The sequence below is a fragment of the Micromonospora sp. NPDC023888 genome, assembly GCF_040639415.1.
Lineage (GTDB): Bacteria > Actinomycetota > Actinomycetes > Mycobacteriales > Micromonosporaceae > Micromonospora.
Map to the genome: position 1 here is coordinate 24,148 of NZ_JBEZZW010000029.1, position 18,685 is coordinate 42,832.

The 18,685-nt window shown below is 71.4% G+C and carries 17 protein-coding genes; 15 read left to right on the forward strand and 2 right to left on the reverse strand.

The annotated features are described in order from the left end of the window. Nucleotides 1–120: 120 nt before the first annotated feature. Complete coding sequence (locus AB0F61_RS23855; RefSeq protein WP_357813313.1) at nt 121–1,227, reverse strand: citrate synthase 2; 1,107 nt, start codon at nt 1,225–1,227, stop codon at nt 121–123. 280 nt (nt 1,228–1,507) lie between these two features. Here AB0F61_RS23855 and pdxH point away from each other — a divergent pair, with 280 nt between their 5' ends. From pdxH to AB0F61_RS23890, 7 genes are all read left to right on the forward strand, one after another. Further along, on the forward strand, nt 1,508–2,137 hold the full coding sequence (gene pdxH, locus AB0F61_RS23860; RefSeq protein WP_357813486.1) for a pyridoxamine 5'-phosphate oxidase: 630 nt from the start codon (nt 1,508–1,510) through the stop codon (nt 2,135–2,137). Continuing rightward, nucleotides 2,134–3,429, forward strand: coding sequence for an MFS transporter (locus AB0F61_RS23865; protein ID WP_357813316.1), 1,296 nt, complete (start codon nt 2,134–2,136; stop codon nt 3,427–3,429). The genes pdxH and AB0F61_RS23865 overlap by 4 nt, the downstream gene beginning before the upstream one ends. Before the next feature lie 18 nt (nt 3,430–3,447). Further along, the gene (locus tag AB0F61_RS23870) at nt 3,448–4,377 is read left to right on the forward strand and encodes an aldose 1-epimerase family protein (protein WP_357813319.1); all 930 of its coding nucleotides are present in this window, start codon (nt 3,448–3,450) and stop codon (nt 4,375–4,377) included. Continuing rightward, a complete protein-coding gene (locus AB0F61_RS23875; RefSeq protein ID WP_357813321.1) occupies nt 4,377–4,979 on the forward strand; it encodes a nitroreductase family protein in 603 nt (200 codons plus the stop codon). Before AB0F61_RS23870 ends, AB0F61_RS23875 begins: the two co-directional genes overlap by 1 nt. Nucleotides 4,980–5,167: 188 nt before the next feature. Further along, entirely contained in the window at nt 5,168–5,473 is a 306-nt protein-coding gene (locus AB0F61_RS23880) for a type II toxin-antitoxin system VapB family antitoxin (protein ID WP_030329612.1), read from the forward strand. Nucleotides 5,474–5,517: 44 nt separating this feature from the next. Then, on the forward strand, nt 5,518–6,681 hold the full coding sequence (locus tag AB0F61_RS23885) for an acyl-CoA dehydrogenase family protein (protein ID WP_357813324.1): 1,164 nt from the start codon (nt 5,518–5,520) through the stop codon (nt 6,679–6,681). 99 nt (nt 6,682–6,780) lie between these two features. Beyond that, nucleotides 6,781–7,629: a DUF4230 domain-containing protein gene (locus AB0F61_RS23890; RefSeq protein WP_357813327.1), complete on the forward strand. Its 849-nt coding sequence runs from the start codon at nt 6,781–6,783 to the stop codon at nt 7,627–7,629. Between the two features lie 112 nt (nt 7,630–7,741). On the opposite strand, the gene AB0F61_RS23895 is transcribed toward AB0F61_RS23890, so the two are convergent. After that, a complete protein-coding gene (locus tag AB0F61_RS23895) occupies nt 7,742–7,951 on the reverse strand; it encodes a PspC domain-containing protein (RefSeq protein ID WP_030329606.1) in 210 nt (69 codons plus the stop codon). A 354-nt stretch (nt 7,952–8,305) separates the two neighbouring features. On the opposite strand from AB0F61_RS23895, the gene AB0F61_RS23900 reads away from it, so the two are divergent. The 8 genes from AB0F61_RS23900 (at nt 8,306) to AB0F61_RS23935 (ending at nt 18,636) form a co-directional block, all read left to right on the forward strand. Continuing rightward, nucleotides 8,306–9,676: an L-serine ammonia-lyase gene (locus tag AB0F61_RS23900; protein ID WP_357813330.1), complete on the forward strand. Its 1,371-nt coding sequence runs from the start codon at nt 8,306–8,308 to the stop codon at nt 9,674–9,676. A gap of 72 nt (nt 9,677–9,748) precedes the next feature. Continuing rightward, complete coding sequence (locus AB0F61_RS23905; RefSeq protein ID WP_357813332.1) at nt 9,749–10,576, forward strand: ABC transporter permease; 828 nt, start codon at nt 9,749–9,751, stop codon at nt 10,574–10,576. A gap of 1 nt (nt 10,577) precedes the next feature. Beyond that, nucleotides 10,578–11,324: an ABC transporter ATP-binding protein gene (locus AB0F61_RS23910; RefSeq protein ID WP_357813335.1), complete on the forward strand. Its 747-nt coding sequence runs from the start codon at nt 10,578–10,580 to the stop codon at nt 11,322–11,324. Nucleotides 11,325–11,365: 41 nt separating this feature from the next. Next, complete coding sequence (locus AB0F61_RS23915) at nt 11,366–13,381, forward strand: DUF5941 domain-containing protein (RefSeq protein ID WP_357813489.1); 2,016 nt, start codon at nt 11,366–11,368, stop codon at nt 13,379–13,381. 15 nt (nt 13,382–13,396) lie between these two features. Beyond that, entirely contained in the window at nt 13,397–15,607 is a 2,211-nt protein-coding gene (locus AB0F61_RS23920; RefSeq protein ID WP_357813338.1) for a bifunctional glycosyltransferase family 2 protein/CDP-glycerol:glycerophosphate glycerophosphotransferase, read from the forward strand. 123 nt (nt 15,608–15,730) lie between these two features. Beyond that, the gene (locus AB0F61_RS23925; protein ID WP_357813341.1) at nt 15,731–17,029 is read left to right on the forward strand and encodes an ABC transporter ATP-binding protein; all 1,299 of its coding nucleotides are present in this window, start codon (nt 15,731–15,733) and stop codon (nt 17,027–17,029) included. 94 nt (nt 17,030–17,123) lie between these two features. Beyond that, the gene (locus AB0F61_RS23930; protein ID WP_357813344.1) at nt 17,124–18,107 is read left to right on the forward strand and encodes a hypothetical protein; all 984 of its coding nucleotides are present in this window, start codon (nt 17,124–17,126) and stop codon (nt 18,105–18,107) included. A 64-nt stretch (nt 18,108–18,171) separates the two neighbouring features. Further along, the gene (locus AB0F61_RS23935; RefSeq protein WP_357813347.1) at nt 18,172–18,636 is read left to right on the forward strand and encodes a DUF4442 domain-containing protein; all 465 of its coding nucleotides are present in this window, start codon (nt 18,172–18,174) and stop codon (nt 18,634–18,636) included. Nucleotides 18,637–18,685 lie beyond the last annotated feature (49 nt).

Sequence of the window (18,685 nt, forward strand, 5' to 3'; positions counted from 1 at the left end):
CCGGGCCCCCGGGGGCCGGGCTGAGTCCTTCGCCACACCTCGACGGCAACCGCTCGGCTGACGTGCCGAAGGGCCCCTCCGCCACGCCGGGACGTAGCGGAGGAGCCCTTCTCGACCTCGTCAGACGCCGTGCGGGATGGCGGCCCAGCCTTCGACGCCGGACGGCTTGCGGGCCTCCGGGCCGACGTAGCGGGCGGCCGGGCGGACCAGCCGCTGCAGGCGCTTCTGCTCCAGGATGTGCGCGCTCCAACCGCCCATCCGCGCGCAGGTGAACATCGAGGTGAACATGTGCGCGGGCACCTCGGCGAAGTCCAGCACGACGGCCGACCAGAACTCGACGTTCGTGGCCAGCACCCGGTCCGGGCGGCGGGCCTGCAACTCGGCGAGCGCGGCCTTCTCCAGCGCCTCGGCGATCTCGAAGCGCGGCGCGCTCAACTCCTTGGCCGTGCGGCGGAGCACCCGGGCGCGCGGGTCCTCGGCCCGGTAGACGCGGTGGCCGAAGCCCATCAGCCGCTCGCCGCGATCGAGCACGCCCTTGACGTAGCCCTCCGCGTCGCCGCTGCGCTCCACCGCCTCCAGCATGCTGAGCACCCGGGACGGCGCGCCGCCGTGCAGCGGGCCGGAGAGGGCGCCGATGCCCGACGAGATGCAGGCCGCCGCGTCCGCTCCGGTGGAGGCGACGATGCGGGCGGTGAAGGTGGAGGCGTTCAGGCCGTGCTCGGCGGCCGAGATGAAGTACGCGTCGACGGCCTTGACGTGCCGGGGGTCGGGCTCGCCGCGCCACCGCTTCATGAACCGCTCGACGATGGTCTGCGCCTTGTCGATCTCCTTCTGCGGCACCGCCGGCAGGCCGAGCCCTCGGGCGGACTGGGCGACGAAGGAGAGCGCGGTCACCGAAACCCGGGCGAGGTCCGCGCGGGCCTGCTCGTCGGAGATGTCGAGCAGTTGGCTGAGCCCCCAGTACGGGGCGAGCATGGCGACCGCCGACTGCACGTCGACCCGGATGTCACCGGAGTGCACAGGCACCGGGAACGGCTCCGCCGGCGGCAGGCCCGGCCCGAACCGGCCGTCGACAAGCAGCGCCCACACGTTGCCGAACGAGACCTGACCGATCAGATCCTCGATGTCGACCCCGCGGTAGCGCAGCGCGCCACCCTCGCGGTCGGGTTCGGCGATCTCGGTCTCGAAGGCGACGACGCCCTCCAGCCCGGGTTTGAAATCGGCCATGTCGCTCTCCTGGATCTGGTCGGTGCGCCCGGTCGGCTCATCCGGCCCGGTCGGCCGAGCGCCTTAGGCGACCCTCAGGGATGTGTTCGGAACATCTTGCCTGCTGAGTAACCGGATACGCGACCCACGGCGACTGTGCTGCACGCGACATCCCCGGACGCGCATTCTCCGCCGGACTCGGTGAGACTGGGCGGTGCGGGCTGGCCTGCGCGGGAGGGCGCCGGCGGACCTGCCGAGAAGGAGTGGGGACGTGACGGGCGACACACCCGGCCCGGCCGCGATGCGTAACGAGTACGCCGCGGACCTGGGCCTGACCGAAGCCGACCTGGCCGTCGACTGGCACACGCAGTTCGACAGGTGGTTCGCCGACGCGGTGGCCTTCGGGCTACCCGAGGTGAACGCCATGGTGGTGGGCACCGCGGACTCGGCCGGCCGGCCGAGCGGCCGGACGGTGCTGCTCAAGGGGTACGACCCGGACGGCTTCGTCTTCTTCACCAACCACCTGTCCCGCAAGGGGGTCGAGGCGTCCGACAACCCGTACGCCAGCCTGGTCTTCCCGTGGTTCCCGATGCAGCGGCAGGTGGTGGTCGCCGGGCGGGTCGTGCCTGTCGACCGTGCGACGAGCGCCGCGTACTTCGCCAGCCGGCCGCGCGGTTCCCAACTGGGTGCCTGGGCCAGCCCGCAGTCCCAGGTGGTGCCGGACCGGGCGACGCTTGAGGAGCGCTACCGGGAGGTGGCCGAGCGGTTCGCCGGGGAGGCGGAGATCCCGATCCCGCCGCACTGGGGCGGGTTGCGGGTCCGACCCGAGTCGGTGGAGTTCTGGCAGGGCCGGGCCGGTCGGTTGCACGACCGGCTCCGTTTCCGTCACCTCGACGAGGGCGGCTGGATCGTCGAGCGGTTGGCGCCGTGACGGGTGTGCAGGAGGCCCGGCCGCGCGGAGCGCGCCGCTGGGCGATCGACGTACGTCCGCTGCGGGTGCCCGCGTACCGGCGGCTCTGGCTCGGCAACACGGTGGCGATGTTCGGATTCCAGTTCACCGCCGTCGCGGTCCCGGTGGAGATGTACGCCCTGACCCGGGACTCGTTCTGGGTGGGCCTGCTGGGCGTGGCGGCCTTCGTACCGTTGCTGATCTTCGGGCTCTGGGGTGGCGCGGTCGCCGACGCCCACGACCGTCGTGCCGTGCTGCTCGGCGGGTCGGTCCTGCTCTGGGCGTCCACCCTCGGGCTGCTGGTCCAGGCACTGCTGAACGTGGGCAGCCCGGTACTGCTGCTGGCGTTGATGGCGTTGCAGTCGGTGGCGTTCGCGATCACCTCGCCGGCCCGCAGCGCCATGCTGCCCCGCCTGGTGCCGGACGACCTGGTGCCGGCCGCCAGCACGCTGAACTACACGACCTTCACGGCGGCCTCGGTCGCCGGCCCGCTCGCCGCCGGCCTGATCCTCTCCGCCTCGGCGGACACCACTGTCGTGCTGCCCATCGCGTACGGGGTGGACGCGGTGCTGTTCACCGCGATGCTCTGGGCGGCGCTGCGGCTGCCCGCGCTGCCGCCCGAGCCGACCGCCGACGGTGAGCCCCGCCGCGCCGGCCTGGCCAGCGTGGTCGACGGATTCCGCTACCTGGCCACCACACCGGTGCTGCTGCTGTCCTTCGGGGTGGACCTGATCGCGATGATCCTCGCCATGCCGCGGGCGCTCTTCCCGGAGATCGCCCACGAGAGGTTCGGCGGCGGTGGAGCGGTCGGCCTGCTCTACAGCGCCATCGCGATCGGCTCGATGATCGGTGGGCTGACCTCCGGCTGGATCGGCCGGCTCCGCCGGCAGGGCCTCGGCCTGGTGGTCGCGGTGGTCGCCTGGGGAGTCGCGATCGCCGCGGCCGGGCTCGCCCACCAGCTCTGGCTGATGGTCCTCCTGCTCGCCGTGGCCGGGGCCGCCGACCTGGTCAGCGCGGTGCTGCGCCAGTCGATGTTGCTTGTCTACGCACCGGACCGGATGCGTGGCCGGCTTCAGGGCGTCAACACGGTGGTGGTGGCCGGTGGCCCACGGTTGGGCGATCTGCGGGCCGGCACGATGGCCGCCGGGTTCGGCGGCGGGGTGGCCTGGGTGGCCGGCGGACTGGCCTCGGCCGTGCTCGTCGTGGTGCTCGCTGTCGCGTTCCCGGCGCTGCTGCGCTACCGGGCGGCGGCGTCGAGCGGCGAACGGACGTGACCGGTTAGGGTCGCCGACATGGAAAGCCCCGAGCAGCGCGCGTTCTCCGGCGCCCAGTGGACCATCTCCGCCGCCGGCCACGAGGCCGTCATCGTGGAGGTGGGTGGTGGGCTCCGGACGTACCGGCACGACGGCGTCGACCTGGTCGACGGTTACCAGACCGACGAGGTCTGCCCCGGTTGCGCCGGGCAGGTGCTGGCACCCTGGCCGAACCGGATCCGCGATGGCCGTTACCCGTTCGGCGAGCGGACGCACCAGCTTCCGCTGACCGAGCCGGAGCGGCACGTGGCGATCCACGGGCTTGTCAACTGGGTGCCGTGGCAGTTGGTGGAGCAGTCGGCGGACGCCGTGACCGTCGGCTACGACCTGCCGCCGCAGCCCGGCTACCCGTGGCCGTTGCGGCTGCTCAGCCGGTGGAGCGTCGGCGCGGACGGGCTGCGCGCCGAGCACGAGGTGACGAACATCGGTGGCGAGGCGGCGCCGTTCGGCTTCTCCGTGCACCCGTACCTGCAACTGCCGGGCGTCGCGGTCGACGACCTGGTCATGCGGCTGCCGACCCGTACCCGGATGCTTGTCGACGGCCGGCTGCTGCCGATCGGCGCGACCGGAGTGGCCGGCACCGAGTACGACTGGACCAGCCCGCGCCGGATCGGTGCCGCCGAGCTGGACCTGTGCTTCGGCGAGGTGATCCGCGACGCCGACGGCGGTTCGTCGGTGAGCCTGTCCGCCCCGGACTCCTCGATCGGGGTGCACATCTGGGCGGATGCGGAGTTCGGTTGGTGGCAGGTGTTCACCGGGGACGCGCTCACCGGTGTGCGGCACCGCCGCTCGGTGGCGATCGAGCCGATGACCTGCCCTCCGGACGCGTACCGGTCGGGTCGGGACCTGATCTCGCTCAAGCCCGGTACGACCTGGCGGGGTGCCTGGGGCATCCGGCCCGGGGCCTGATGGAGTTCGCCGAGGTGGTCCGGCGTCGGCGGATGGTGCGCAACTACGACCCGGACCGTCCGGTCCCGCCCGACGTGGTGGAACGGCTGCTCGACCACGCGATCCGCGCCCCGTCGGCCGGGTTCGCCCAGGGCTGGGGCTTCCTGGTGCTGGAGGAGCCGGCCGACCGGGAGCGGTTCTGGGCGGCCACCACCCCGGACGGTGGCGGACGGGAGCGCTGGCTGGCCGGGATGCGCCGGGCGCCGCTCATCGTGGTGCCGCACGCCAACGAGTCGGCCTACCTGCGGCGCTACGCCGAGCCGGACAAGGGCTGGACGGACCGGTCCACCGATCGGTGGCCGGTGCCGTACTGGCACGTGGACACCGGCTTCGCGGCGTTGCTGATGCTGCTGACCGCCGTGGACGAGGGGCTGGGGGCCTGTTTCTTCGGTATCGCGCCGCAGCGGCTGACCAGTTACCGGGACGCGTTCGGCGTGCCGGCGGAGTACCAACCCATCGGTGCCGTCACAATCGGTTACCGGGCACCCGACCATCGGTCACCGTCGCTGCGCCGTGGACGTCGTGGAGTGGACGAGGTTGTCCGGCGCGGCAGGTGGAGCTGAGTGCTGCGTCCCGTTCGTCGGAGTTGAGGATCGGACGAGCGGTAGCGAAACTGACATCAGGGAGCAGAACGCAACGAGCGCTGGGCGGCTAGGCTGGCACGGTCATCGGTGCCGCGCCGCGCGGTGCCCGCCGCGGCCCGGCTCGGCGCTGTCGGTCGGCCCGGCCACGGGGAGGGGAGCGTGCCGTCGTGATCTTCAGAGCGGTCCGGGACGGGCGTCCCTACCCGGAGCACAACCTGACCCTGAAGCAGTGGGCGGAGATCCCGCCCCGTCCGCTGCGCCTGGATCAGATGATCACCACCAAGCGCGAGCTGGCGCTGGACAAGCTCCTCGCCGAGGATTCCACCTTCTACGGTGACCTCTTCCCGCACGTCGTGCAGTGGAACGGCGGGCTCTACCTGGAGGACGGGCTGCACCGCGCGTTGCGCGCCGCCCTGCAGCAGCGCAACCAGATCCACGCGCGGGTGCTTGTGCTCTCGGAACCGATCGAGTGACGAGCCCTTCTTTCGCGCGCTGAACCTTCGTTAGGGTGGCGTCCATGACCGCTCCACTCGACCTGCTCGACCTGGACCTCTCGCTCTCCGAGGAGGAGCGGCAGATCCGTGACGTCGTCCGCCAGCTCGTCGACGACCGGGTGCGACCGCACGTCGCCGACTGGTACGAGGACGGCCAGGTGCCGGCCCGGGACCTGGCCCGCGAGTTCGGCAAACTCGGACTGCTCGGCATGCACCTGAGCGGCTACGGCTGCGCCGGCGCGTCAGCTGTCGCCTACGGGCTGGCCTGCCAGGAGCTGGAAGCCGGTGACTCGGGCCTCCGTTCCCTGGTCTCGGTGCAGGGGTCGCTCGCCATGTACGCCCTCTGGCGCTACGGCAGCGAGGAGCAGAAACAACGCTGGCTGCCGTCGATGGCCACCGGCGAGGCGATCGGCTGTTTCGGCCTGACCGAACCGGACCACGGCTCCGACCCCGCCTCGATGACCACCCGGGCCCGCCGCGACGGCGACGACTGGCTGCTCACCGGCGGAAAGATGTGGATCACCAACGCGCCGATCGCCGACGTCGCGGTGATCTGGGCGCGCACCGACGAGGGTGTGCGCGGTTTCGCCGTACCCATGGACACACCCGGTGTCGCGGCCCGGGAGATCCGCCGCAAGATGTCGCTGCGCGCGTCGGTGACCGGCGAGATCGTGCTCGACGACGTCCGGCTCCCGGCGGACGCCCAGCTACCCGAGGCGGTCGGGCTCAAGGCGCCGCTGAGCTGCCTCACCGAGGCCCGGTACGGCATCGTCTGGGGCGCGATCGGCGCCGCCCGTGACTGCCTGGAGACCACACTGGCGTACGCCACCACCCGCACCCAGTTCGGTCGCCCGCTGGCCGGCTTCCAGCTCACCCAGGCGAAGCTCGCCGACATGGCCGTCGAGCTGGTGAAGGGGCAACTGCTCGCGCTGCACCTGGGTCGGCTTGCCGACACCCACCGGCTGCGGCCCGAGCAGGTGAGCGTGGGCAAGCTGAACAACGTGCGGGAGGCCCTGGCCATCGCCCGGCAGTGTCGGACCATCCTCGGCGCCAACGGCGTCTCCGGCGAATACCCGGTGATGCGGCACGCCAACAACCTGGAGAGCGTGCTGACGTACGAGGGCACCTCCGAGATCCACCAGTTGGTCGTCGGGCAACGGCTCACCGGGCTTTCCGCGTTCGCCTGACCTGCCCGATCTCGCCGTACCGGCGCTCGACGCGCGACTGTCGCAGTGGGGCCGTACCGTCATCGGCAGACGACGTGTCTGACGAGGACGGTGAGCGTGATGGCCCGCGACGCTGGCAACAACGAGCCCACGAGGGAGTTCCCCGGTTACCCGACCGGTGACGATCTCCGGGAGCGGTCGACCGCTACACCCGAGCCGGCCACTGATACACCGGGCGGCTATGGAAGCGCTGGCGGCCCCGGTGGGCCCGGCGACCCTCCCGCCGGCCCGCCCACCGGCCCGGCGGCCGGTGGCGACGGCGGTGGTGGTGGGGCCGCTCGCGGCCTGCTCCTGCTGCTCGGTGCCGCCGCGCTGGCCGTGGTGGTGCTGCTCGGCATCCAGGCGACCGGCTTCCTGCCGGATTTCCGCAACCCGTTCGCCAAGGAGCAGACCGACCGCAGCCAGCCACCGCTGCTGAAGTCGATCCAGGACCTCAGCCGCTACGTGGCCGCGGAGGGCAACTTCCAGGTGGTCGTCGACACCCAGAACGACAGGCGCAACGTGCCGGATTTCCTGCTCAACGAGCGCACCCTGTTCGTCGGGGCCGGCAGTGTCGAGGCGTACGTCGACTTCACCAAGATCGGTGACGGTGCCATCGTCCAGTCCGCCGACGGCAAGTCCGTCGAGATCAAGCTGCCCGCGCCGCAGCTCGGCGAGACCAACCTCGACATGGAGAAGAGCTACGTCTTCGCCGAGCAGCGTGGCCTGCTCAACCGGCTCGGTGACCTGGTCGGCAACGACCCCAACCGGCAGCAGCAGGTCTACCAGCTCGCCGAGGACCGGATCACCGCCGCCGCCCGCGACAGCGGCCTCTCCGCCCGAGCCGAGGAGAACACCCGCAAGATGCTGGAAGGGCTGCTGCGCTCCCTCGGCTACCAGCAGATCACGGTCACCTACGTAGCCCCCTGACCTGCCAAGCCCGTAACGCCGAAGCGCCCGCACCGACTTCCGTCGGAGCGGGCGCTTCCGTGTGGTCCCCCCGCGGGTGGGCCTGCGGCCCCAATCCGCTCCGGGGCGGGATCTAGTGTCCGGTGGAGGCGAGGTAGCGGTCCTCGTTCGGCATCAGCACCCACAGGATCAGGTAGACGATCACCTGGGTGCCGGGCAACAGCAGGGACAGCAGGAACAGCAGCCGGACCATCCCGGCGGACATGCCGAACCGCCGACCGAGGCCGGCGCAGACACCGGCGAGCATGCGCCCCTCGCGGGGCCGGACCAGTTTGCGACTCATCGTCGTACTCCCACTCTGCGGCGGTGCGCCGCGTCTGCAATCCACGGTAGAAGGGGATGACCACCTCGCCCTCGGTCCCGAGGATGAGCGGCGACCCGTGGACCCGTAGGTGCTTTACCCGGGCAACCCCTCGCTGACGCCTCCCCGAGCCGCCGCGTCCGCGGGCGGCGGTCAGGTGCACACGTCCCGGTGCGCGGGTGGGCGGTGAGCTGGGCGGGTACGCTGGCAGATCGGCCACCCACACCCCGGGCGGCCGCAATCCATACCCCGGTCGGTCACGAGCGGGGCCGTCAGATCGGCGGTCCTGGCGCGGCCGGGTCCCGTACGCCGGGACGACGGCGAGGAAGCGCAGCCATGATCAGTGTTTTCGACCTCTTCAGCGTCGGTATCGGGCCGTCCAGCTCGCACACGGTGGGGCCGATGCGGGCCGCGCGGACGTTCGTCGCCGGGCTCAAGGCCGACGGGCTGCTCACCGACGTCGCACGGGTGCAGGCTGAGCTGTTCGGCTCGTTGGGCGCGACCGGGCACGGCCACGGCAGCGGTCCGGCGGTGCTGCTCGGGTTGGCGGGCGAGTCGCCGGAGACTGTCGACACGGACACCATCGGTCCGCGGGTCGAGCGGATCCGGGCCGAGCGGCGGATCAGCATCCTGGCCGCGCACGAGATCGACTTCGACCCGGACCGGGACCTGACGTTGCACCGGCGTCGTTCGCTTCCGTACCACCCGAACGGGATGACCTTCGCGGCGTACGACGGGGCCGGCGCCGAGGTGCGCAGCCGCACCTACTACTCCGTCGGTGGCGGATTCGTGGTGGACGAGGCGGCGGCCGGCGCGGACCGGATCAAGCCGGACAGCACCCAGGTGCGGTACCCCTTCCTGACCGGGGCGCAGCTCCTCGACGTCACCACCTCCACCGGCCTGTCGATAAGCGAGGTGATGCTCGCCAACGAGCGCTCCTGGCGCAGCGAGGCGGACATCCGGGCCGGCCTGCTGGAGATCTGGCGGGTGATGCGGGAGTGCGTGCAGCGCGGCTGCGAGCGGGACGGCGTACTCCCGGGTGGGTTGAAGGTTCGGCGGCGGGCGGCGGAGCTGCGGCGCGGCCTGGAGGCGGACGCCGGGACGCCCGACCCGCTGCACGCGATGGACTGGGTGACGCTGTTCGCCCTCGCGGTCAACGAGGAGAACGCTGCCGGTGGCCGGGTGGTCACCGCGCCGACGAACGGTGCGGCCGGGATCATTCCGGCGGTGCTGCACTACTACACCCGGTTCGTGCCGGGCGCTGACGACGACGGTGTGGTGCGGTTCCTGCTGACGGCGGGCGCCATCGGCGTGCTGTTCAAGGAGAACGCGTCGATCTCCGGCGCGGAGGTCGGCTGCCAGGGTGAGGTCGGTTCGGCGTGCTCGATGGCGGCGGCCGGGCTGGCCGAGGCGCTCGGTGGCACCCCGGAGCAGGTGGAGAACGCGGCCGAGATCGGGATGGAGCACAACCTCGGGTTGACCTGTGACCCGGTGGGTGGCCTGGTGCAGATCCCCTGCATCGAGCGGAACGCGGTGGCTAGCATCAAGGCGATCACGGCCGCCCGGCTGGCGCTGCGCGGCGACGGTGTGCACAAGGTGTCGCTGGACAAGGTCATCAAGACCATGCGGGAGACGGGCGCCGACATGAAGGTCAAATACAAGGAGACGGCGCGTGGCGGTCTGGCCGTCAACGTGATCGAGTGCTGAGTCCGGCCGATTCGGGGCATTCGTTCACCGACTGCTAACCTGTCGTCCGTTTCAGGAGGCGGGAGGCTCGCGGTGACCTCTGGCGTCGCGGCGTTGTGGTCGCACCGCAACTCGCTGCGCATCCTGGTCCGGCGGGATCTGGCGGTCAAGTACCAGCAGTCGGTGCTCGGCTACTTCTGGTCGTTGATCGAGCCGCTCGGCATGGGCGCCATCTACTGGTTCGTGTTCGGGGTGCTCTACTCGCGGGACACCGGCCGGCACCTGGGTGAGGCGGCCGGCTCGTACCCGCTGTTCCTGATCACCGGGATCTTCGCCTGGATGTGGACCAGCTCGGCGCTGAGCGAGGCGACGAACGCGCTGACCGGCCAGTCCCGGTTGATCACCACGATGAACGTGCCGCGTCAGGTCTTCCCGATCGGCCGGGTCACCGGCCGGTTCGCCGAGTACGCGGCCGGCCTGCCGATCCTGGTCGCCATCGCGGTGATCTACGCGGTGCACGGTCGGATCCACCCCGGCTGGTCGCTGTTCGCCCTGCCGCTCGCGGTCGCCGTCCAGGCCGTCCTGTTGACCGGGCTGGCCCTGCTGCTGTCCGCCTGGAACGTGCTGATGCGCGACGTGGAACGGTTCCTGCGGCTGATCATCCGGGTGCTCTTCTACGCCACGCCGATCATCTACCCGCTCAGCCTGGTCCGGGAGTCCAACCTGCCCGGCTGGCTGAAGGTGGTGTACGAGCTGAACCCGCTGGTCGGGATCTTCCAGTTGCACCACGCGATCTGGTACCCGGACGAGTTCCCGAACGCGCGGCTGCTCGCCACGACCGTCGTCGGCAGCCTGCTGGTGCTGGCCGCCGGCTGGTGGTCGTTCCGCCGGTTGGAACCCGCAGTGCTCAAGGAACTCTGACGTGGCCGCGCCGATCATCGAGGCCGACGGCCTGGGCATCCGGTTCGTCCGCAACCGGCGCCGGCAGTTGCGGCTGCGGGAGTTGTTCATCCACCGGGGCGGGCGCGGTGCCCTGCCCGGCCAGTTCTGGCCGCTGCGCGACGTGTCGTTCACCGTCGAGCCGGGCGAGACCGTCGGGGTGATCGGCCGTAACGGCACCGGAAAGAGCACCCTGCTGCGGCTGATCGCCGGTGTCCTCATCCCGGACGAGGGCAGCATCCGGGTGCACGGTGCGGTCGCGCCGTTGCTGGAGTTGTCCGCCGGTTTCGCCAACGACCTGACCGGGCGGGAGAACCTGCACCTGGTCGGTGGGCTGCACGGACTGTCGACGGGCTATCTGAAACGGCACTTCGACGAGATCGTCGAGTTCGCCGGTGAGCAGGTGCAGGGTGCCATCGACACGTCGGTGCGCCACTACTCGTCGGGGATGAAGGTGCGGCTCGGCTTCGCGATCATCTCGCACCTGCCGCACCCGATCCTGCTGATGGACGAGGTGACCGCGGTCGGAGACGCGGAGTTCCGCAAGAAGTGCTACGCGACGATTGATCGTCTGCTCGGGGAGGGGCGCACGCTGGTGCTGGTGTCACACAACGAAAAGGACCTGACCCGGTTCTGCCGTCGGGGGTTGTACCTCGACGCGGGCCGGTTGATGCTCGACGGCAGCATCGCCGAGGCGCTCGACGCGTACCACGCCGCGGTCCCGCGGTGACGCTCGCGATCGTGCTCGCCGCCGGGACGACCGCGGCGCGCCTGACCACGTCGACAGGCGAGCCGCTGACCGAGCGTCTCGCCGCCCAGTTGCGCCGGGCCGGGGCGGACGAGGTGCGGTTCGCCGGCGACCTCGACGAGCTGGCCGCGCTCGCCGACACCGCCGACGGCCCGCTGCTGATCACCGGCACCGACCTGGTCGCCCACACGGCCGTGCTGCGGCACCTGGCCACCAGCCCGGTCGGGCCGACGGTGGCGCTGGTGCTCACCGACCCGCCGGTGCCCGGTCGGACCGCCGTTCGCGAGGAACGCGGCCAGGTGGTCGACGCCGGTCCGCTGGACGCGCTCGACGGCGAGGCCACCGGCGTGTTCGGTGGCGCGTTGCGGGTCGGCGTGGACGACCTGCCGACGCTCGCCGCCGCCGCCCGTGCCGCCGCGTCCGGGATGCTCCCGGTCGCCGCCCCGATCGGTCCGGTCGGCGACGTGGCGCCGCTGCCGGCGACCGGCGCGGTCGGGTCCGACGGGTCGGTAGCGGCCGGCGGTCCCGGATCCGCCGTGGACCGGCTCGTCGCGGGTCTCGCGGCGCTCGGCACCCTGATCTTCGCCCAGCGGGTACGCCTGCTCGTCGCGCACCGGGTCGCGGACGCGTCCGGGGTGGCGGCCGCCGAAGCGGCGGTGACGGCTGTCGACGAGGACCGGGCCGAGCTGCGGCTGTCGGTCAAGGAGAAGGACGACTTCTTCTCCACCTACTTCGTCAGCACCTGGTCGCCGTACGTGGTCCGGCTGTCGGCCCGGCTCCGGCTCACCCCGACCGGGGTGACGGCGATCTCGGTGCTGTTCGCGCTGGCGGCGGCGGTGCTGTTCGCAGTCGGCGGGCGTCCCGCCCTGGTCAGCGGCGCGGTACTGCTCTACCTCGGCTTCGTGCTCGACTGCGTGGACGGCCAGTTGGCCCGCTACACCCGGCACTTCAGCGCCTGGGGTGGCTGGCTGGACACCATGGCGGACCGGGCCAAGGAATACCTGGTCTACGCCGGCCTGGGCTTCGGGGTGAGCCACGCCGGGTTGGGCAACGGTTGGGCGTTGGCGATCGCCGCGATGACGTTGCAGACCGTCCGGCACATGACCGACACCTGGTACGGGGTGCTGCACGACGAGGCGGCCCGCCGACCCCGGGTGGCGACGGGTGCCGGCGGCGGTATCGGCGACCGGTTGAACGCGGCGTCGACCCGGGTGCAGGCGGACACGGGCTCGCTGTCGTACTGGCTCAAACGCACTGTCGTCTTCCCGATCGGTGAGCGCTGGGCGTTGATCGCGGTGACCGTGGCGCTGTTCAATCCGCTGGTCAGCCTGATCGCGGTGCTGGTCTGGGGGGTGCTGGCGTTCGCGTACACCGGGGCTCTGCGGACGCTGCGCGCCCGCTGGATGTGGGTGCCGGTGCTGGACACCGTCGATGCCACCCTGCACCGCGACGACGGGCCGCTGGCCCGGCGGCTGCCGGTGTTCCGCCCGATGGGCCCGCTCACCCTGGCGGTGATCGCCGCGCTCGGCCCGGCGGTGCTGCTGGCGGTGGCGCTGCTGGGTGACGCGCCGGACGGGCTGCGCTGGGCGGTGCCGGTGGCGCTGCTGGTGCTGCTCGTCGGTGGGCTGGGTGCCGGGGCGGCCCACAACGGGCCGTTGGACTGGCTGGTGCCGGCGGCGTTGCGGGCGGCCGAGTACCTGTTCGCCATCGCGGTCGGCGTGGTCGGCGACGCGCCAGGTTGGCTGATCTTCGGGTACGTCTTCGTGCTCACCGTGCACCACTACGACCTGACGGCCCGGCTGGAGAAGCGGCAGGCGGCACCACCGCTGCACGCGGCCACGCTGGGCTGGGACGGACGTTCGGTGCTGCTGGCCCTCGCGGCGATTGTCGGCGTGGCGGGTATCGGGCTGGCTACACTCGGTGCGTACCTTCTCGTGGTTTTCGTGGTGAGCGTCGTCCTGGCCTGGTTCGTCCGACCGGCCCGTAGCGCGCGGGCGCTTGTCGCGCCGGTGGGCGCCGGAGGTGCCGCGCCACGCTGACGGAGGGACGGCCGGATGACCCTGATCAGTTTCGTGGTGCCGGCCTTCCGGGTGCAGGGATACCTGCGTGAATGCCTGGACTCCATCCTCGGCCAGCCGGAGACCGACATCGAGGTCATCGCCGTCGACGACTGCTCGCCGGATGCCAGCGGCGACATCATCGACGAGTACGCGGCCCGCGACCAGCGGGTCCACTCGGTCCGGCTGCCGGAGAACGTCGGCCTCGGTCCAGCCCGCAACATCGGGCTGGACCGGGCCGTCGGCGAGTACGTGTGGTTCCTCGACGGCGACGACTGGCTGGCGCCGGAGTGCCTGCCCGAGGTCGCCGAGCGGTTGCGGGTGACCCGCCCGGACGTGCTGCTCGTCGACCACGTCCGCACCCACTGGAACGACACCGCCACCCGCAGCGCCATGGCCGAGGTGTTCCCCGAGTCGCCCGGCGCGGGCACCTTCCGGCTGCGGGACCGGCCGGAGGCGATGCGTCTGCTGCACACCGCCTGGAACCGGTTGGTCCGCCGGGAGTTCCTGACCGACCTGGGGCTGCGGTTCGCGCCCGGCTGGTACGAGGACGTCTCGTTCAGCTACCCGGTGCTGATGGCGGCGCAGCGGATCGGCGTACTGGATCGGGTCTGCGTCAACTACCGGCAACGCCGCGCCGGCGCGATCACCCGGACCCGGGGTGACCGGCATTTCGAGGTCTTCCCGCAGTGGCACCGGGTCTTCCACCTGATGGACGCGTGGGGCGCGGCGACCGACGCCCTGCGGCCGGCCGTCTTCGAGCGGATGATCTGGCACTACCTGACCGTGCTCGGCAACGGCCAGCGGATCGCCCCGGAGCTGCGGCCGGCGTTCTTCGCGCAGATCACCGCCGACTACGAACGCTGGTTGCCGCCCGGCGGCTATCCCGTCCCGGACGGGGTGGAGGGGATCAAGCACAAGCTTGTCGCCTCCGGTCGGTGGCGCACCTTCAGCGCGTTGCGGGCCGCGAGCCGGGCCCGCGACGCCGCCCGCCGGCAGGCGCGGACCGCCCGGCGTCGGGTCGGCCCGGTCGCTCGGCGCGGTGCTCGGCTGACCCGCGACGGGATGCTGCGCGAGTACTACCGGGCCGAGCTGCGACGGCCTGTCGATCCGACCCTCGCGGTGTACGCGGCCTACTGGTTCCGGGGTTACTCCTGCAACCCGGCGGCGATCTACGAGGCTGCCCGGACGTTGGCGCCGGGGGTGCGCGGGGTGTGGATCGTGCGCCGGGACCGGGTGGACACCGTGCCGACCGGGGTGGAGTACGTGGTCGCCGGCACCCCGGCGTACTACCGGGTGCTGGCCCGCGCCCGGTGGTTGGTCAACAACGTCAACTTCCCGGACTTCGTCCGGAAGCGACAGGAGCAGGTGCACCTGCAGACCCACCACGGCACGCCGGTGAAGGTGATGGGGCTGGATCAGCAGCGCTACCCGATCGGCGCGGGCCGGATGGACTTCGCCGGGCTGCTGCGCCGGGTGGACCGCTGGGACTTCAGCGTCAGCGCGAACAGTTTCTCCACCCAGATGTGGGACCGGGCGTACCCGGCCACGTACACGACCCTGGAGGTGGGCTACCCGCGCAACGACCGCCTGGTCACCGCCGGCCCGGACGAGGTGCGCCGACTGCGCGCGGAGTTCGGCCTCCACCCCGACGAGCAGGTCGTGCTGTACGCCCCGACGCACCGCGAGCACCTGCCCGGCTACCGGCCGCCGTTCGACCCGGACCGGTTCGTGCGGGCACTCGGTGACTCGGGGAGGCTGCTGATGCGCAGCCACTACTTCCACGACCGCGATCGGCGTCCCGGACGCCCGGCGGACTGGGAGCGGGTCCGCGACGTCAGCGGCCACCAGCGGGTGGAGGACCTCTACCTGGTGGCGGATGTGCTGGTCACCGACTATTCGTCGGCGATGTTCGACTACGCGGTGCTGGACCGGCCGATCGTGCTGTACGCCCCGGACTGGGAGGCGTACCGGCTGGCCCGGGGTGTCTACTTCGACGTGACGGCCGAGCCGCCGGGTGCGGTGGCGACCACCTTCGACGATCTGCTCGACCTGTTCCGGACCGACGCGGTGCGCTCGGACGCGGCGGCCAAGGCCCGCGAGCAGTTCCGGGGCCGGTTCTGCACATTGGACGACGGCCACGCGGCGGAGCGGGTGGTGCGTCAGGTGTTCCTTGGCGAGCCTGGTGAACGGTCCGCGCGCTGCTGATCGGACTTTTGTCGCTTAATAGCAGCGTCACCGCCTGAACATAGGACGTTTACCCGATGTCCTAAACCAATGATCCTGGTCACAGTCTTCAGGGGTTCGGCCGACCAACTGGGGGGGACGACGGTGAGCACCGTCACGCTCAAGGATGTGACCAAGGTATTCAGGGATGGCACCATGGCCGTCGACAGCATCAATCTCGATGTTACCGACGGCGAATTCATGGTGCTCCTCGGGCCGTCCGGTTGCGGCAAGTCCACGGTTTTGCGGATGATCGCCGGGTTGGAGGAGCCGACCAGCGGGGCTGTCCTGCTCGACGGGGAGCTGGCGAACGACCTGCCGCCACGGGACCGCAAGATCGCCATGGTCTTCCAGGACTTCGCGCTCTACCCGCACATGACCGTCGGCGACAACATCGCCTTTCCGTTGCGACTGGCCGGGGTGGAGCCGGAACCACGCGGTGAGCGGGTCAGTGACGTGGCCAGCGCGCTGGGCATCGGTGACGTGCTGGCCCGCAAGCCCGGCCAGCTCTCCGGTGGGCAGCGGCAGCGGGTGGCGATGGGGCGGGCGATCGTCCGCCGGCCCGGCCTGTTCCTCATGGACGAGCCCCTGTCGAACCTGGACAGCGGTCTCCGTGCGGAGCTGCGCGCGGAGATCTCCGGCCTGACCCGGGAGCTGGGCGTCACCACCGTCTACGTCACCCACGACCAGGCCGAGGCGCTCACCATGGCCGACCGGGTGGCCATCATGCGGAAGGGCGTACTCCAGGACGTGGGCACACCCACCCAGGTGTACGGCCGGCCGGCGACGCTCTACGTGGCGGCGTTCCTGGGCAGCCCGCGGATGAACCTGCTGGAGGCGTCGGTCTACGTCCACCTCGACCGGTACGTCACGCTCAACCTCGGTGAGCAGTCGCTCTACCTGCCCTGGAACGACATCCGCAGTCGCGCGGTGGCGCACTACCACGGTGAGCGGATCGTGGTCGGCATGCGGGCCGAGGCGCTCACCCCGGTCGCCCCGGACAGCCCGGGCGACGTGCTGCGCGGGCGGATCCGCTACCTGGAGCACCACGGGCACGAGTCGCTGGCGTTCCTCGACATCGGCGCTACCGCGATCATGGTCGACGAGATGGGTGCGCCGCTCGACCCGCCGCCGGTGGGCCAGCGTGGCCTGCGGCGGTTCGGCTCGGTGATGCAGCGCCTCACCGGCAAGCCGGTGGAGCCGCAGGAGCCCCAAAGCAGCAGTGCCCAGACCAGCGTGCTTCCCGATCCGGGCCGGCACCACCGCCGCCCGGCGGAGCTGGCGGTGCGGCTGGCGCCGTACCCGGCGGTCAGCGCCGGTCACCCGCTCGCCGTCTCGGTTCGGATGGACGCGCTGCACTTCTTCGACGAGCGGGGCGCCCGGATCGACGTGGGTTGGCGCTGACGACTCACCGGAGCAGGGTGGCGGCCCGGTCCTCGGGTGCCCTACCGTCTGCCCACCCAGTCCACAGTGAAAGACCACCGAAAGGGGTGCGCCCGTGTCGGGTGACCGTCCCAGCCCGCTCGTCATCGAGCGCATCCTGCGCGACCGTGAGGGCATCTGGCAGCAGATCGTGGCCGAGCGTGACCTCAACGCGTTGACCGGGCGGATGCTTGCCAGCTCCGCCATCGCGCTTGCCTGCTACGGGGCGGTGCTCGGCGCCTTCCACAGTGCGCTGATGGCGCTCACCTCGGCGCTGAAACTGCCACTGCTGTTCCTCGTCACACTGGCCATCTGTCTGCCCACGCTCTACCTGTTCAACCTGGTCTTCGGTGCCCGGCTCTCGGTGCGTCAGTCGTTGGCGCTGGTGATGGTGGCGATCACGGTCACCTCGATGCTCGCGGTGGCGTTCGCGCCGATCAGTCTCTTCTTCCTGATCACCGCGCCCGACTACGGGTTCTTCAAGCTGCTCAACGTGGCGATCCTGGCCCTGTCGGCGCTGGTCGGGCTGCGTTTCCTGACCGGCGGCATGCAGGTGCTCAACGACCACGGTCTGCTCGCGCCGCCGACCGCCAACGCCCAGGTCAACGCGCAGGCCAACGCCCCGGCCCCGGCCGTGCCGGCAGCGGTGCCCGCCGGCTCGGCAGCGGCAGCCGCTCCGGCCGCCGGTGCGAGTGCCGAGCCGGCGGCCGTACCGGCCGCGGTCGCGGTGGCCGAACCCGCTTCGAACGGCGTGGCCACCGCCGTGCCGGCTCACGTTCCGGCGCAGTGGGGCGGGCAGCCCGCCGGTGCTGCGGGCGGGTTGCCGCCCGGCTATCCGCGCTCGTGGAATGAGCGCCCGGTCCGACACGGCGAACCGACGCAGCGGCCGGCGAGCATGACCCTGCTCTACATCTGGATTCTGCTCTTCGGCTTCGTCGGCACCCAGTTGGCGTGGACGCTGCGCCCGTTCTTCGGTGACCCGGGCCAGGATTTCGCCTTCTTCCGCAGCATCGACGGCAACTTCTACGCGGAGATCCTGCGGACGATCGCCAACCTCTGACGCGCCTGACGGAAGCGGAAAACTCCTGGTTGCCGGCCTGGTTACCGGCTAGTAACGTCAGCGCATGACCATCGACTCCCGCCAGGTGGCGGCCGGCATGCTCGAAGCGGTGCCCTTCGCCCGTACGCTCGGCTTCGAATTCGTCGAGGTGGCGCCCGAGGCGGAGGGCGGGGTCCGGGCAGTCGTCCGGATGCCCGACTCGCCGGCCACCCACAACCACGTCGGGGGCCCGCACGCGGGCGCCATCTTCACCCTCGGCGAGACGGCCTCCGGCGCGGTCGTGCTGGCGGCCTTCGGGCACCTGCTCGACCGGGCCGTGCCGCTCGCCGTCGGGGCCGAGATCGCCTACCGCAAGCTCGCCATGGGCCCGGTGCGGGCCACCGCGCGGCTCGGCCGGCCGGCGCTCGACGTGATCGAGGAGTTCGAGTCCGGCCGGCGGCCGGAATTCGGAGTCGAGGTGGAGATCGCGACCGAAGACGGCAAGCCGACCTCGGCCATGACCGTGGTCTGGACGCTGCGACCCAACTGAAATCGTGCCGAGGAGGCCGAAACGGGTTTGCGGGCCCAGCGGGGTGGAT